This is a genomic window from Streptococcus fryi, assembly GCF_053206505.1.
The window spans coordinates 1-15,926 of the sequence record NZ_JBRUGW010000041.1; the positions used below are offsets into that span (position 1 = coordinate 1).

A 15,926-nucleotide genomic window follows, 5' to 3' on the forward strand; every position below is an offset into this window, starting at 1 on the left:
TGATTAATGTCTGCAAGAACGTGCCGTGAACTTCGCTCAGATAAGTCCGAATACTCGTAACTGCTTGACCTTGGAGGTTGGGGTCGTTGATGAAACCTGACATAGCTGTGTTCAGACTAGAAACAGACTCACCCCATGAACCAATGGTCGTCTGGGTGCTTATCTGGAGAGAGGTGATATCGTCGAATTTGATTTTATAGCCCATAGCTTGTGAAAAAGCAGAACAAAAACTCTGCTAAAACTCATTTTATACAAATAAGAACTAGAATAATAATAATTCTTTGTTTAAAATTCCCATTTTTTGATACTATTTTACTTGAAAATAGGTAAGAAATTCTTTTATTTTTTCATCTATCAATGATTTATTAGCAAGTTTCTGTATCCATTCTTCTGGAATACTTTCAATCTTGTAAAGAGCACCAGCTAATGTACCAGTAATAGCACCGATAGTATCTGTATCGCCACCTAGATTGACCGCTTTTAGAACTGCAGATTCAAAACTATTTGTGGTCCCCAGACACCAAATCACAGCTTTTAGTGTATCTACAACATAGCCTGTAGAAGCTATTTCAGAAGATGCTAATTCTAAAAATTCTTTATTGAATAAGTCTGCATAGTATTCTTCAAACTCTTTCCTGTAAGGGTGAGATTGATCGAAAGATTCTAGAAATATTTTTTTTGTTCCTTTTATTGTATTTTCTAGATTATTATTCAATAACAAGCCAATAAGTATTTGAATATATAAGATTGATGCAACTACAGTTCTTGGATGTCTATGGGTAATTTTTGTATATCTTTCAATTATTTTTACTTTCTCAGGAAAATCAAATTCTTCTTGCAATAGAATCGCTAAAGGAGAAAGCCTCATCAGAGCCCCGTTTCCGTTATCCATTTCAGATTGTCCACCTGCTTCTTCAGGGAAAACACCTGACAAGTAGCGTTCAATAGCCTGATTGGTTCCAATTCCAATATCAAAACAATCACCGTATGGGGTCAAATAGCCATTGCGATAAGCCGCAAATTTATCCATTAATGCTGGTAAATCAGAACACTCTGAAAGATGCTCCATTAATGCCAAGGATAAAGAGGTATCATCGGACCAAGTTCCCAAAGGTTGGTTATAAGTTCCATGACCAATCATATCCGTAATACTATAGGTCCCTCTTTCTTTGAACTCAACTGGAACACCTAAAGCATCACCAATAGCTAAGCCATAGATAACTGCCTGTAGCTGTTCTTTCACAGCAAGTAAGCCCATTTGTCTAGAGTCTTCTATCCATTTTTCATGTAACCTCATTGTTTCTCCTTTATCTGTCTTTATCTATTGTAGCAATGTCATTTTAATCGTAACGTTGCTTCCATTTTCGATAACTTCACTGATTAGAAATTTAGAATTTGAATTGAGTAACAATTCAAGTTCACTAGGGTATTCACTAATTTCATTTAACATACCTCCCTTTGGCTCCTTTTGGTGCCGCAATCTCCCAATTCACTAAGTAGTTATACAAATTCTATATGCACTGTATTCTCACTTTCCATACTTTTTACTATGGCAATAATATTCTCAACATCTTGTAAAGATACTAGGTCTTTTTCAAAGGGCGGGTCCCAATGGGTCATGCTATCTTTGTAAACTACAAATTTTTTTCCAACTAATAATTCACCTTCTGCTCTTAAAATATGCCCGTTTTCCAAGTCAAAAGTGATTGATGATTTTGTCCCCGAAATTTTCATGATTTCACCTCTTAAATATTATTGTTTCTATACCTGTCTTAGGGTCAATTGTGATAATTTGAGTAACATTTGGATTTGCTTTTAACCTCGGCAATTCTATATTTTCCCATATATTTCCAGGTCTTAATTGGTTACCTACAACCGCTCGAATTTTCCCAGAAACTTGTTCCGCATGCAACAATAATGATTAAAAAGATTTAGTCTACTAATTTGATTTTTATTGATTATTAACACTAAATAACTATAGGATATTTTTTAATGTTAATCGTGGATACTTAATATTGCCCTTCTCTGAATTGAATAGCATTTGTGCTTCTTCCTCAGTTTCGTCTACATAACCTTCAAACCAAACCTTTGTTATATCTTCCTGATTAAAGAAGAACGATTGATTATCTATCACTCCTGAAGGATACAAACAAGCGGAATAATCGAAATACCCTATTTCTCCATTATTGTTATAAAGTGGAAAACGGTTTATAATCATTAGTTTAGCTTGACCATTTGTTAATTGGACTACACTACCAATTGGTAATTTTTTTATCATAACTATCCCTCACATTTTTATATAATTTATTAAATTTATAGAGTGTTTTACCGAAAAACGCTATTACCATAAAACTAGACCAAGCTAACAAACTAGCCATAAACAACCATAAAAATTGGTTAGTATATAAATAACCAATGGATACTAGTCCGGTTACAACTGGTAAAATGATTAAAATACATTTTATAGGCCTCTGTTTTTTTAACTGTTCTTCTAAAAATAACAGCTCTTGCTCTTTTGAAAATTCTATTGGCTCTACTATATATTCTGTCTTAGCAATCCTAGCAAGAAACTTTCTTGACGCTATGAATGCTAACCCATAACAAATCAACAGCGGAAGAAATCCGTTAACGGTGAGTGAAGCATTTAAAAAGCGTACTATACCATAGAAAATAATAATTTTTGATCCCCCAAGTACATAACCTTTAGATCTAGTCGGAGTGGTAGATTTTCCAGTATAATATCTTTTATGCACTTCATCATAAAATACAGCTGTTTCCCCATCAATTCCACCAACTGATAGAAAGTCAAAAGATTTTATTATCACTATAAACCTCCTTCTACTAGTAACTTATCAATTACCCTTTTTCTACCATGCAAGCCAGTAAAATATAAAAGAGATAAAGTAAAAGCTACCATACCAGCCCTACTAAAAAAACAGCCTCATCAGTTAGCAAATAGATAGTAGCAGTCAATAAGGTAAGAAACAACAGAAAAGATAATACTCTCCACAATTGTTTGATTAACTTCATCTGTTCTATTAAAAAACTAGGCAAATCAAGTGTACTCTCATCAAAATCGTGAATCTGCACGGTGATTGCTAAAAAAGACAAAGCCACTAAACCTCCTATTGCCAAACCAAATCCCAGAGAAAGTAATAATGGGGATAGACCTGATGTCGTCTTATCTCCTAGATAGGTGTATAAAGCAATTGAAGCAAAAACACCAAGGCTTGTCGGAAGGACTGGAACTTTTAGTTTTGTTGTCGCAATATATAGTTTTTCCTCCTTAATAAATCCAAACATTTTTAATCACCTCGTAAAATTGAAGTGAGTTATAATGTTGTTATCTAAATCAATTACCACCTTTATCTCCTACTAACCTATACTGCTAGAATCCGTAATACTAAGTTTTGGATAAGTGATATTTCCCACTTCTTTTTCAAACGTTTTCTGTGCTGCTTCCTCACTCTCATCAATGTAACCTTCAAACCAAACAGTTTTAATATCATCTGAATTGAAATAGTAAAATTGATTCTCAACTGTACCTTGAGGATAAATGCAGCCCGAATAATCAAAATAACCAATTTTACCACTATTATCATATAACGGAAAACGACTAACAATCATAAGTTTTACTTGTCCATTATTCAATTGGACAACCGTCCCAATAGGTAAATATTTCATCGAATTAACTCCTTTTTGATTTTATATAAAACAAACATGCGTTTAAAAATTTGATACTTGGACCATAATGCAAAGCAAAAAAATGAGAGAACTGAGAACAAGAGAAATATAAAAGAATGGCTTAAAAAATAGAGTATCCCAAATAGAATAGTAAAAAATAGTAGGATTATAAAAATCATTAACATCATATTATTTCGTTTTTGATTTTCTTTAATAAATTGCAAAAGCGAAGTATCATTTTCAAAATAATATTTATTAACTTCATGATCCTGCTCTGCATATTTTCGCACCATTCTTTCGACAGATAAGTATACAATTACGAAGCCAATTAGTAACAATAAGGGATTGGGGTGCAAATTTTTCGAGTCGATGCTCCGTATCATAATAGTTATCACAAATGTCACTCCAACTGGTACCCTCATTCCTCCTGTTTTTGTTTCGATATCTTTTTTACTCATGTAATATGGCAATTGATAATCGTTTTTAATAAAAACAGATTTTTGTTCAAAACTACCGACAACAAAATAGTCTTTAAGTAAAATTTTCATACTCTTAATTTCCTAACTAAATGCAGAGCCAAGACTAGAAAACCACCCAGACACCGCATCACCGACATTACGAGCTACTTCATTAACTTTTTTCAAACCATTATCAATACGCTCAGCCACATGCTCATCGTAAATAGTGTCAAAAAACTTGGAACCAGCAATTGAAAGTCCCACACCTATTGCAAAGCCAGCAACTGCTCCAATAATTGCACCAGTTACAGTCCCGACACCTGGGATAGGAATAGCTACGGTTCCTAGAGCTGCACCGATTTTTAATCCAGCAGCAGCACCAACATTTCCAGCCATATAGCCAATCCCAACATGTGCAGTCGTTTTAATCATGGCGTTAGCCTCGCTTGTACCTGAATTTACTTGTGAAGTATAGTCATAAACAGCTGTAACTAAACCAATTTCTCTGCTGTGATTTCTAAAATTCATTGGCAAAAACAATACATTTTTTAGACTAAACTATTGACTTTTCTTATAGTTTGTCTTTAAATAGATTTTTTTATGCTCAATATTAGGCTGAAAATCAATAAATTTAATAAATACTAAGCTATATATTCCAATGAATCCAAACAATAAAAGTTGAATATAATTGTTCCCTCCAATGCCAATTACTAGTAAAATTGGATAAGCAACTAAACTTAAGATGATGCTTTTTAAAAAAATAATCACTTTATTTTTTTCTATTTTAGTACCCGTGGTGCTAGTTGATGTCAAAGTATACTAAAAATCCCAAAAGAGCTATACTGTAAGTGACAAAACAGACAGGAGGTAGTTCTCTTGAGCCACTTACAGTATACTGCAAAATCCCATCATTTACAATGGAGTATAGCACAATTAACTCAAATATGTTCTCAATGTTATCGTGATTATTGTCCCAAATCAATAAAACATCGTAAAAATGTTGGCTTATCTAAGGTTTCTGATGTGTCACTTCTTGTTTTATTATTACTTCAAGCTGAGTTAGGAATAACCTCTCAACGCCGTTTCTATAGAGTCTGTCACTTTTCTTTGGCGGAAACTTACTGGAGAGAAGTCGCTTTAATAGACGGACACGACAGCTTATTGGGGTGGTTCAACTCATTCGTCAAGCGTTGAATAAGCCAATCTCATCAGATACCATTGTGATCATGGACAGTTTTCCTCTGCCTTTGTGCCAAGCTATCCGCAATCACAAAGCGAAGGTTTTCAAAGGTTTAGCTGATATTGGCTACAATGCCTCTAAACACTTATGGTTCTATGGGTTTAAAGTTCATATGCTGGTCACATTATCAGGTGTTATGTTGAACTATGTTGTGACACCAGCTTCTGTCCATGATATTAAAGTCGTTGATGAACTGCTAGAAGGCTGTAAACAAACTGTTGTCCTTGCGGACTTAGGATATCTCAGTCAAGAGCTAAAAGATAAGTTGGGGCATAAAGGCTATCATTTGTGGACGCCCTTGCGTCAAAACATGGTCGGCGCAAAGCAACATAACAACAGGCAGTTACTAGCATGGAGACGGACAATTGAAACTCGCTTTGCGGAACTTTGTTCTCTATTTGATATTGAGCAGACGTTGGCTAGGGGACTATCTGGATTACAATTGAGACTTGAACAATTCATACTAGCTTATAATTTGAAGTATTTTGAAATCAACTAGCACCACGGGTAGTATCATATTAAATCAAATAAGGTGTTATGTGTTTAGCCAATTGCTGATAGCCTTCTTGACTAAGGTGGAGCCCATCAAGTGTCCAACGCTCAGCTAACTGCTGCTTATCATTTAAAAAAGCCTTATAGAGGGGTACCAGTTCCACATTAAAATAACTATTAGCAATCATCGCATAAGCACTATTAAGTTCTTGAATAGCGTCGTTAGTTCTTAATCCAACGGTTTTAGCGTATTTTTCATCCTGACTAACTGGTAAAAGCTCTAATAATGTTATCTTTATAAAAGGATAATCATCTAGAATACGATCAATTATTTGGCGTACATTTTGAAGTGTGGTTTCGTGTGCAATACCGTAGCCCAAATCGTTGACACCAATCAACAAAATCACCTGACGCAAACGATTACCATAAACATGCAGACTGATGTGCTCCAGTATGTGATCTGTACGACTCGCAGCAATCCCCCTATTAGCCATGCTAGTATTTGTTTTCAAATATTTGGTTATAGGAAAGAACTCAGTGATAGAATCACCGATAAAAATAATCTCTGCTTGTTCGTCATCCTTTTGATTTAATTCGGAAAATAAAGATCGCCTTTTTTGCCTTAAATGTTCATAATAACGCTCTTCTTGTGGTGTTGGTAGACCCATAACTATCCTTTCTTTATCCTTGTTTTATCTTTAAATAATACATGCTTTAACAATTTGTAATCTAATAAACCGATTAATGCTATTCCTATCCCATAGGCGAATAAATCTTCAACCAAAAATCCTTGCCCCAAAAGCAAATAACCTAATCTTGTCTGCCTCAATGAAATCAACCAATCCAGCATAAGTAATTGAGAAAATTCTATTATAAAGCTTGATAATAAAGCTAAAGAACATATGTATCTAATTGGAGCATAGGGGAACCATAGGCGCCAGCCAAGGTAAACAGCTATTGCCCAGAGACTATCTCCGATAAACAGAGGTAAAATAGCAATCTTTCTAGAAATCAGTCCTAATATAATAACCAGGAGCAACCAAGCAAAATAATATATCCGTTTTTTCATAGTCTTAATTATAACATAGACTAAATACCTTGACTTCTACAAACTGTTTTTTGACTAACATATTTTAAAGTTCAGCAACTATTAATATAAAACACAAGCTGTCAATCAGCTTAATAAAGTCATAAACACCAAGTAAGTTATAACTCGTAATCAATCTAATTAAAATAGATAAACGATTTATCATTAACAAATGTCATACAATTATTGTCTTACAGTTGACAAAGAGCCTTCAAAGTTACAAACATAGGTTCATAAAAGGTCATCTATCAAAAGAGGCTTGGATAACAATCCAAGCCCATGTTAATATAGTCAATCAGTATTTTGGTGAAATTAGTCTAAGTACAAGCTCGTTTTACCATTCAACCAGCTATAAATCAAACCAATAAAGATACCACCACCAACATAGTTACCTAAACCTGAGAACAGGAAGTTTGATAACACACTGGCAACTGTCATACCTTCTACTGGACCACCATTGGCAAAATAAGCTAATGAGAAAGTTGAGAAGTTAGCAATAACGTGCTCAAATCCAAGGAAGGCAAAAATGAAAATGATAAAGATAAGTGAAATTACCTTACCGGCATCGTCTTTCATACGCATCGTAATAAAGACAGCAATATTGACCACGATATTTGCAAAGATACCTTCAACAAACTGCGTTAATGGATCTTTAGCTAATTTAGCAGTCGTTGCTTCAAAGAGGTAACTATCAGGATACACATGTCCCACTTGATAAGGTGTTGTTAATGAAAGGAGGTAGCTAATCACTACTGCACCAATAAAGTTAAATAAGATACAAGTCAATAAAATACGAAGTGCTGAACGTTTTGGAATAACATTACGGTGAATAGCTGACGTCATGTACATCATATTTGATGTTCCGAGTTCAGCATTCATGTAAACAATCATCACCAAACACCAACCAAACATCAAGGCATAACCAAATTTACCTGTACCTTCAACAATATGGTTTAGTTTATCCGCAACATATACTGAAATAGATAAACCAATTGCAAGATACATACTCGCCATAAAGGCACGAATTGAATAAGCTGTATAACTGCGTTCTATCAGTTCAGCTTTTTTCTTAATGCTTTTATCAATAGCATTAATTAAGGGACTTTTATGTTCAGACATAGAACTACCTCTCTTTAATTATAAGTTTTGATAATAACTCTTTCCAATATATGAGTATAGCAAAAAAATCACAAAATAGTAAGTCTTATCAGATAAAAAAACGTTTTCATTTATTGAGACTCTATTCCCACTAAATCATCTAAGTAACAACTATACGCCAACAAAATAAAGAGGTTAGATAACACCACGTCATAATCGACTAGTGCTATCTAACGTCTTTTAATCTTTAATGGATACTGTTACTGTTTCTCCAGTTCCTGAAACAAAACTAATTGTACCCGCTTCTGGCTGATAACTAAATGCTTCCATACTAACTTTATTAGCTAAAGCAATTGAAATTAATTTGTTCCTAAAGGTATTGAGGTCCATACCAAAATCAGAAGCATAGGCTTTCAGACTAATCTCGAACTCATCTTCTTCCTCTTCTTCTTCGACTTCTTCCTCTTCTTCAGGTTCAGCAGGTTTTGGCTCTGACGTATTACCATGAGCTAAAGGACTGCTATTTCCCCAACCATCTGATGATGTTGGACGATCGTCTGGATTCTCAATATAGTACTTCACGGTTGCAAATAATTCCTCTAAAGTGTAGCCTTCCGGTGCTGTGAAGACATCGTCAAACCAATGTACCACAATATTATGGTAATGATCATGATGAGGGACAATAATTCTATCATTTTTGAAACCTACAGCATAGGCCAAGTTATATGGCATTTGCTCTACAGGAATAATTTTAGCTGCTACAGCTCGGTTATAAACGTCGATAGCTTTTTCTTTTTTCACTTCTGGAGCTGATGTCTCTGATTCAGCCTTATCAGTTGTAGTATTTGCTTCAGTTGAAGTATCTGTCGACTTCTCTTTATAACGTTTCAAAGCATCTGACCACTCTTTTTCAGAAAGATCTTCTTTTGAAAGATAACGCAAATTACTGCTATTGGGCTGTGGAATTCCAAGCTGATTAGTCTCTTCATTGAAGACAGCACCCGATGCCAATACATCATCTGCTGAGAAAATATAACCATCTTCTGTAACATAACGACCTTCTTGTTTAGCTTCTTTGATTTCTTCTTCTGAATAGAGAATCTGCCAATTTGCCAGACCTGAACGATCATTAATTGGTGTCACATGGGTAGTTTCCTTAGCTGTTTCTGTTTCATGACTATGATCATCTTCAATCTCGTCATCATGTCCTCCAACCCAAGCACTAGGTCTGAGTTTAGGATGCTGCATGATATATTTTACACTAGCAATCTCTTCTTTAGTCAACCAACTGTAATCAACGACATGGATATGGTCAACGTGTGGAATAATGAAACTTTTTCCTGTATCATATGTTGCATAAGCAGCATGCAATTTGATTGCTTTGGCAGACAAATAGAATTTTGGTGCCAATTCATTCCCTTTAGGACTAACAACATCAAGAATATAATCATTTTGTGAAGCCATCATCAGTTGTTGTTCAGCAAATGAAATCTGAGTAAGATCTAATTCATCACGGCTGTAAAAATGTGTCACACCGTCTGAAATGATAATATAGCCCACCTTACCACCACGAGTTTCTTTGGCAATAACCATTTGAGCAATAAATGCTGGTTTTGTTACTTCTTCTTTAGGCTGACTAGGTTGTGGCTGAGGCTCAGGTTTAACATCTGTTCTTTGCTCCTTAACCCAATCTTCGACTTGTTTTAATTCGTACCCTTCTAGTTCTCCAAAGCCAATATAATGGAAATGGTCACCGTGACGAGCAGTCAATCCTGAATCGTCAACAGTATCAATAGAGTCTTTGCTAAAGACATATCCATCTGAAGTGTCATAAGGCTTACCATCCAATCCCTTACCATAAGGCATAATCTGGCGACCAAAGTAAGTCAGTGAGCTTACTTTTGGTGTCTCACTAGAAAGATGAGGTTTTAGAGATGAACCTAGAGATGGTTTAGAGGTTTCTACAGTTGTATTTGGCTTATCATCAACAATCGGTTTTACTGAATCAAGCTTAGGTTGTTCCGGTATATGACTATGACCAATAGGAATAGATTGTGCTATTTCTCTTTCTAAAGGAGAAAGTCTCGCAAATGGTATAAAATGGAAGTGATCGCCATGTGGCACAACAACTCCTGATTCTGTACGTTTACTGATTTGAGCAGGATCAAATACAAGACCGTCAGCTTCGCGATAACGTTGTGATAAAGGCAAAGCATATAATTGATTTAATAGGCTTCCTAAATCATTTGAATTGGCTTCTGTACGACTGTTAGTATGACTAGGATTAGTCATTGGCTTATTGTTAGCAGTCGGTTTCGCTGTTGCTCCACTCTTAGATTTGCTATTCCAATAATTTTGAGCAGCAGACAATTCTGCTGGGGACAAATCTTTTTTAGGAATAAAATGGAAATGATCGCCATGAGGTACTAAAAAACCATCCCCTAAATCATCGATAACATCTGTAGGTTTAAAAACATAGCCATCATCAGTTCGATAAGCAGACGACTGCGAACTAGATATTTTAGCATCACGCTGTTTTTCTTTTGAAGAATGGCCTTTGGTATCATTAGTATGGCCTTCTTTTTGTTGTTTCGTTAACTCTTCTTTTGTTCTAACATTTGATGGCTTTACACCCTCTTTAAGATAAAGGTAATATTGGCCATTAACCTTTATAATATAGCCATCTTTTACCTCATTAATGATATCACTATCTTTCAACTTGTAAGCAGGGTCCTTCATGATAAGCTCTTCGCTTAAGATAGCATCAAAAGGAACTTTACCATTATAATAATGGAAATGATCACCATGTGAAGTCACATAACCCTGATCAGTAATCTTAACAACGATTTGCTCCGCACTGATACCTTCTTTTGCACTCACTTCCTCTGGAGTAAGCTTCTCTGTTTTTACTGACTTTTTCTTATCATCATTATTTTCAATATAGGCAACACGATTATCTTGTGTTTGCGTTGTCTGCTGATGACGTCCTAATTGATAACTAGCTAAACTTAAAGCAATCGCTGCTACCGAAGTATAGAGATATTTCTTTTTCATATAATGTTTAAATCCTTCTTCCTATTTTAGACTTTCTGCAAGCACTGTCAAATTGGCTTCTAAATTTTCAAGATATGTTAAATTGTTTTGTGGGTCTGATTCTAAAGGTTCTAAAACCTTTAACTCCACACCTGTTGATGTCGCTAAGGTCTTAGCCATTTTATCAGAAACACCTCTTTCGACAAATATGGTTTTAACCTTATACGTATCAATAAATTCCTTAATCTCTGCTAACTGTCTTGGACTCGGTTCTTGAGCCGAAACACTAGCAATTCCTAATTGCTCCAAGCCAAAACGCTTAGCTGCATATGAAAATGCTGTATGCTGTGTGACAAATGTTTTTTGTTTTGTCTTTGAAAAAATCACTTCAAATTTTTTAGCTAATTCTTCAGCTTTTTTAGCTAATTCTTCAGCATTCGCCTTATAGGTTTCTTCATGCTCTGGATCAACTTCAGCTAATTGTTTAGCAATAATACGTACTTCTTCAGCAACTAAAATAGGGTCTACCCATGTATGTGGGTCATAGAGTGTTGCTTCATCAATGCCTTCTGACACTTCAATATCTTCAAGACCTGGAACTCTCTCCAATGACATCCCTTTCGATGCTTCTAATACTTTAACGTCAGAATTTTCAAGATTGGGATCAAGTTTTCCAGCCCAGCTTTCCAAAACATGAGAGTGATACACAAAGACATCAGCTGCATAAATCGCACCAACATCAGAAACTGATGGTTCAAATTCATGAATACCGGCACCAGATTGAATCATCCTGACATCGTTTAGGTCTCCAGAAACTTCCTTAACCATGGCATAGATAGGGTAAAAACTCGTTACAATTTTTAAACCTTTTGGTGAGCCACCTTCTGTTTGATCTGTCTTTTGACCACAAGCGACTAAAATGAACATGACGCTAAATAGTAAACCTAGCATCATCCAACGTTTATTTTTCATAAATGCTCCTTTTGTTAACCAGTTAATTAACCAATTAAGTTAATTTTATCACTAACGCTTTGTGTTGTCAATAAAAATCAGAAGAAAATGCTAAAAGAGCTGGTAACTACCAAGCTCTTTTAGAAACTGATTAAGCATCTTTACCCTTTGTCATGCCATTTGCAACTGCTGTTTCAATCATTGGTGAACTCGCTTTGACACCGACTAAGGTATTTAGCAATTGTTTGACATCTAGACCAACAGCATCATTTAATCCTGCTTGGACTTGTGTCATAGATTTAGTAATGTCGGATACCATTTTAGCAGAATTACCTTCGCCGTACATAGTGATTGAATCAATATTTTTCAATGGTTCAGCCACTGCTCTAGCCACATCTGGAAGAGCATTGAAGTACATTTCAAGAATAGCAGCTTGGTTCATTTTAGCCATAGCTTCTGCCTTTTTCTCAAGACCTTCAGCTTCGGCTTTTAACTTAGCCGCAATAGCTGCTGCCTCTGCCTCACCTTTAGCACGAATACCTTCAGCTTCAGCCAACATAGCCTCTTTGTCAGCTAAGGCTTGTTGCTTACGTTCATAAGCTTCAGCTTCAACTTCTTTTTGACGTTTAAAGAGTTGAGCTTGTGCCTGTTGTTCCTGAGCGTAGCGTTCTGCATCAGCTTGAGCTTTGACTTCTGCTTCAAGAGATTGACGTTTTACCTTAACTTCTTGCTCTTTGACAAGCGCTTCTTGCTCCTGTTTGACGATGTTAGCTTCGGCTGTTTCACGTTCAATATCTCGACGTTGGATTTGTGACTGTATTTCATAAGCCGCATCTGCTTTGGCACGTTCTGTATCTGCATCTGCTTTCAGTGCTGCTTCACGTTTTGCCAGCTCGTTTTGCTTTTGGGCAATTTCCAAATCTGCTGCAATACGTGCATCGTTAGCTAATTTATCAGATTCTGCTTGTTGTTTAGCAATTTCTTGTTGAGCTTTTGCCTTAGCTATTGCAGCTTCTTTGCGGATTTGCTCTGTATTATCAATACCTAAGTTTTCGATAACACCTTTTTCATCTACCAAACCTTGAATATTGAACGCGACAATTTCTAGTCCCATTTCTTCTAAGTCACGAGTCGCATTTTCTTGGACTTTTTCAGAGAATGATACACGGTCTGTCACGATTTGTTCCAATTTCATTTGACCAATAATCGCACGCAAGTGACCTTCCAAAGTATCTCTCACTTCATCTGCTATCTCTTCTTGTGTTTTGTAGAGAAAGTTACGCGTCGCAGCCTTAAACAATTCAGGTCGATCAGTACCAATCTTAACTTTGACCGCCGCATCTACCTTAACGTTGATGTAGTCATTGGTAGGCACAAAATCAGTTGTCTTAGCATCAACTGATACCATGCCAGCTGTCATCTTATCAACACGCTCCAATACTGGAACCTTCCAGCCCGTCTTACCATGAACAACTCGCTGACCACGTGGTCCTGAAATGACTTTTATCTCACCTGGCGAAGCAGACACAAAACCAGCAGCAAATACACCAATGGCTAACAGTATCACAACCACCAAGATAATCAAACTTAAATCAAACATAAAAACCTCCTTTATTGATCATCACCACTCTGATGATGATCGTTTTGATAGCTTTATTATACGCCTTTTTGACCTTTTTAGTTAAAGATATCCCAAATGGTCGGTTTTTCACCTTAAATGGTTATCCTATCTCATGCCTTGACAATCTTATACTTGTCAAATATCAAAATCTGAAAACAACCAATTTCTATGAACAATCGTTTTCAACACAGACCAATGCAGGCTTTGTATCACCTCTTGTAGCGTATCAATGACATCATCAAGCGTCTTAAAGACCTTATTCTTAAATCCTCTCTTACGAATCTCAGCCCAGACTTGCTCAATCGGATTCATCTCAGGCGTATAAGGTGGAATGAATGTAAAGCCAATATTGGCAGGCTTCTCTAAGGCCCGTGACTTATGCCATACAGCCTTATCCATCACAAGTAAGATATAGTCATTAGGGTAGGTTTCAGATAATTGCTTGAGGAATACATTCATCCAATCGGTATTGCACCCCCTAGCAATGATGAAGAAAGATTCCCCTGTGTTGGCATCGACAGCACCATAGCAGTATCGGTATTCTCGGACATAGTGGCTATGAACATACGGACGCACTCCTTTTGGTGCCCAGGCCTTCCCAATTTTACTAATCCGTCCGAACCCTGCTTCATCTTGGTACATAAGTCTGACTTTATGGTAACGACAGCTATGCTTAAAGCGCTTTCTTGTCTTCTTGAAAGTAGATTTTATTTTTAGACGCCAAAATCGTTTTGGCATCTGCTTTTTTAGGGTGTTCGGGTCTTGGTGTCACTTTGCGCCAACCGTGACGCTTCAGCAGCGCATAAAATCCTTCTCGAGTTGTCTCTTTCCCGATTTTAATGTGATAAGCCTCATGCATCTCTGCAATGGTGACAAATTGTCCTGAAGCACTACCAACAAACTGTTCTTCTAAGAACGCTTTTTCTTCTTCGTATGTGAGATAAGAACGATGACGGCCTCCTCGTGCATCATGGGTTAGAGAAGAGAGACCTTCTTGTTTATATTTTTTTACCAAACGCCAAATGGTATCATGAGATAAACCGATTAAGTCAGAAATAGCCTTGTAAGTCAAGTTTTGTGAGCGTAAATAGACCGCTTGAATCCGTTTGTGATAAGAAGAGAGCTGTTTATTCTTCAAGGCTGAGTTGAGTTCTGTGATTTGATCTTGTGTAAATATCATATGAGTATTATATTTCAGGTTTTGATTTTTGTTAAGTATTAATTTTTTTTCTGAACTCATCAAAATATAAAACCTCAACTTCTCCTGACCAATCTAATATACAACCCACAAAATCAATAATGTCTAAATCTTGCATTTCATAAGTATCTCCATTATTAACTGTTGCAGTTGCATCCTCAATATACGTAACTTTATAACCTCTATCTGAAGCAATGATTGAGGAAAATAGGCAACAATACTCAGCATTAAAACCTGTAATAACAATTTCATTAACTTGATAATCTGATAAAATATCATTCAACTCTTTACTTTTAAATATATTTGGAGAATCTTTTTCTATAATAAAATTGGAAGATTTGGATAGTTGCTCATCCAAAAGTCCATCTACATTTCCACTATAAATAATACTTTCTTTATCATTGTCAATATGTTTTGTGCTGATAATGATGTCCCCATTCGATTTAAAAATTCGTTGTAATTTCAAAATATTTTTTCTAAGTATTTCAAATTTTCCTCTAGAAAACATTCCATTTTGACAATCTAAAATAACCAACGCCTTCATAAACTATACTCCATTATTTCTACTAACTTTTCAAAAAATTTTTTTACATTGTAAAATGATGAATTATAATTTCTTTGAGTAATGAATGTTTTAGCTATTTTTTAAAACTCAATAAGCTCTGTACTCTCATTCAAAATTTGCTCGTCAAAAAATAATCCATACTAAAATTAAGTTTTTTAGCCAGTTGATGTAATAATTCTGAACCTAGAGTATATTCTCCGTTCTCCAAACGACTAATTTGACCTTGTTTACAAATACCTTCTGCTAATTCTTTCTGAGATAATTTCAATTCTTTTCTTCTGCTCTTAATTCTAGTAGCTAATAAGCTTCCCACTCTATTTCCTCCAATCTATTACTTATAATCATTTTATCACGACTTCTTTAACAATTCAAATATAGTCATTTAGTTTTAAAATAGTATTCTAAAGCAGATTGAACAGAACATCCTGTTCTTAACAACTCAGTCACCTTTCTTTTTAGAGTAGCCCAAAACTGTTCAATGGGATTGAGTTCAGGAGAA

17 protein-coding genes and 2 pseudogenes are annotated in these 15,926 nt (G+C 35.6%); 1 reads left to right on the forward strand and 18 read right to left on the reverse strand.

Features of this window, described 5'->3' with window-relative positions; all coding sequences use genetic code 11:
• Nucleotides 1–307 precede the first annotated feature (307 nt).
• The 9 genes from ACVRZH_RS08940 to ACVRZH_RS08980 form a co-directional block, all read right to left on the reverse strand.
• Entirely contained in the window at nucleotides 308–1,297 is a 990-nt protein-coding gene (locus ACVRZH_RS08940) for an ADP-ribosylglycohydrolase family protein (protein ID WP_447454951.1), read from the reverse strand.
• A gap of 24 nt (nucleotides 1,298–1,321) precedes the next feature.
• Nucleotides 1,322–1,480, reverse strand: coding sequence for an ADP-ribosyltransferase family protein (locus ACVRZH_RS08945; protein ID WP_447454952.1), 159 nt, complete (start codon nucleotides 1,478–1,480; stop codon nucleotides 1,322–1,324).
• Nucleotides 1,481–1,500: 20 nt separating this feature from the next.
• A complete protein-coding gene (locus tag ACVRZH_RS08950; protein ID WP_156011227.1) occupies nucleotides 1,501–1,734 on the reverse strand; it encodes an Imm74 family immunity protein in 234 nt (77 codons plus the stop codon).
• Between the two features lie 241 nt (nucleotides 1,735–1,975).
• Nucleotides 1,976–2,278: a DUF4176 domain-containing protein gene (locus ACVRZH_RS08955; RefSeq protein ID WP_447454953.1), complete on the reverse strand. Its 303-nt coding sequence runs from the start codon at nucleotides 2,276–2,278 to the stop codon at nucleotides 1,976–1,978.
• Nucleotides 2,253–2,825: a hypothetical protein gene (locus ACVRZH_RS08960; RefSeq protein WP_447454954.1), complete on the reverse strand. Its 573-nt coding sequence runs from the start codon at nucleotides 2,823–2,825 to the stop codon at nucleotides 2,253–2,255. The genes ACVRZH_RS08955 and ACVRZH_RS08960 overlap by 26 nt, the downstream gene beginning before the upstream one ends.
• Nucleotides 2,826–2,910: 85 nt before the next feature.
• Nucleotides 2,911–3,303 carry a hypothetical protein gene (locus tag ACVRZH_RS08965; RefSeq protein WP_447454955.1) on the reverse strand — a complete coding sequence of 131 codons (393 nt, stop codon included), beginning with the start codon at nucleotides 3,301–3,303 and terminating at the stop codon, nucleotides 2,911–2,913.
• A gap of 72 nt (nucleotides 3,304–3,375) precedes the next feature.
• Complete coding sequence (locus tag ACVRZH_RS08970) at nucleotides 3,376–3,684, reverse strand: DUF4176 domain-containing protein (RefSeq protein WP_447454956.1); 309 nt, start codon at nucleotides 3,682–3,684, stop codon at nucleotides 3,376–3,378.
• The gene (locus tag ACVRZH_RS08975; RefSeq protein WP_447454957.1) at nucleotides 3,681–4,232 is read right to left on the reverse strand and encodes a hypothetical protein; all 552 of its coding nucleotides are present in this window, start codon (nucleotides 4,230–4,232) and stop codon (nucleotides 3,681–3,683) included. The genes ACVRZH_RS08970 and ACVRZH_RS08975 overlap by 4 nt, the downstream gene beginning before the upstream one ends.
• 12 nt (nucleotides 4,233–4,244) lie before the next feature.
• Nucleotides 4,245–4,670 carry a hypothetical protein gene (locus ACVRZH_RS08980; protein ID WP_447454958.1) on the reverse strand — a complete coding sequence of 142 codons (426 nt, stop codon included), beginning with the start codon at nucleotides 4,668–4,670 and terminating at the stop codon, nucleotides 4,245–4,247.
• Between the two features lie 348 nt (nucleotides 4,671–5,018).
• Between ACVRZH_RS08980 and ACVRZH_RS08985 the strand changes: the two are divergent.
• Nucleotides 5,019–5,881: pseudogene (locus tag ACVRZH_RS08985) on the forward strand (IS982 family transposase).
• Nucleotides 5,882–5,900: 19 nt separating this feature from the next.
• Here the strand turns inward: ACVRZH_RS08985 and ACVRZH_RS08990 are convergent.
• From ACVRZH_RS08990 to ACVRZH_RS09030, 9 genes and pseudogenes are all read right to left on the reverse strand, one after another.
• Nucleotides 5,901–6,542, reverse strand: a complete 642-nt coding sequence (locus ACVRZH_RS08990; protein WP_447454959.1) for a GDSL-type esterase/lipase family protein — start codon at nucleotides 6,540–6,542, stop codon at nucleotides 5,901–5,903.
• Between the two features lie 2 nt (nucleotides 6,543–6,544).
• Nucleotides 6,545–6,943 carry a ribosomal maturation YjgA family protein gene (locus ACVRZH_RS08995; protein WP_447454960.1) on the reverse strand — a complete coding sequence of 133 codons (399 nt, stop codon included), beginning with the start codon at nucleotides 6,941–6,943 and terminating at the stop codon, nucleotides 6,545–6,547.
• Nucleotides 6,944–7,273: 330 nt separating this feature from the next.
• The gene (locus ACVRZH_RS09000; protein WP_447454961.1) at nucleotides 7,274–8,080 is read right to left on the reverse strand and encodes a formate/nitrite transporter family protein; all 807 of its coding nucleotides are present in this window, start codon (nucleotides 8,078–8,080) and stop codon (nucleotides 7,274–7,276) included.
• 219 nt (nucleotides 8,081–8,299) lie between these two features.
• Entirely contained in the window at nucleotides 8,300–11,113 is a 2,814-nt protein-coding gene (locus ACVRZH_RS09005) for a pneumococcal-type histidine triad protein (protein ID WP_447454962.1), read from the reverse strand.
• A gap of 21 nt (nucleotides 11,114–11,134) precedes the next feature.
• A complete protein-coding gene (locus ACVRZH_RS09010; protein WP_447454963.1) occupies nucleotides 11,135–12,064 on the reverse strand; it encodes a metal ABC transporter solute-binding protein, Zn/Mn family in 930 nt (309 codons plus the stop codon).
• A 130-nt stretch (nucleotides 12,065–12,194) separates the two neighbouring features.
• On the reverse strand, nucleotides 12,195–13,643 hold the full coding sequence (locus ACVRZH_RS09015; RefSeq protein WP_447454964.1) for a flotillin family protein: 1,449 nt from the start codon (nucleotides 13,641–13,643) through the stop codon (nucleotides 12,195–12,197).
• Nucleotides 13,644–13,799: 156 nt separating this feature from the next.
• Nucleotides 13,800–14,844 (reverse strand): IS630 family transposase gene (locus ACVRZH_RS09020; RefSeq protein ID WP_447454965.1). Its coding sequence is split into 2 segments (ribosomal slippage): nucleotides 13,800–14,411 and nucleotides 14,413–14,844, totalling 1,044 coding nucleotides; the frame shifts between segments, so codons are not numbered across the junction.
• 31 nt (nucleotides 14,845–14,875) lie between these two features.
• Nucleotides 14,876–15,406: an isochorismatase family protein gene (locus ACVRZH_RS09025; RefSeq protein WP_447454966.1), complete on the reverse strand. Its 531-nt coding sequence runs from the start codon at nucleotides 15,404–15,406 to the stop codon at nucleotides 14,876–14,878.
• Nucleotides 15,407–15,510: 104 nt separating this feature from the next.
• Nucleotides 15,511–15,740 (reverse strand): annotated as a pseudogene (locus tag ACVRZH_RS09030) (helix-turn-helix domain-containing protein); the annotation flags it as partial.
• Nucleotides 15,741–15,926 lie beyond the last annotated feature (186 nt).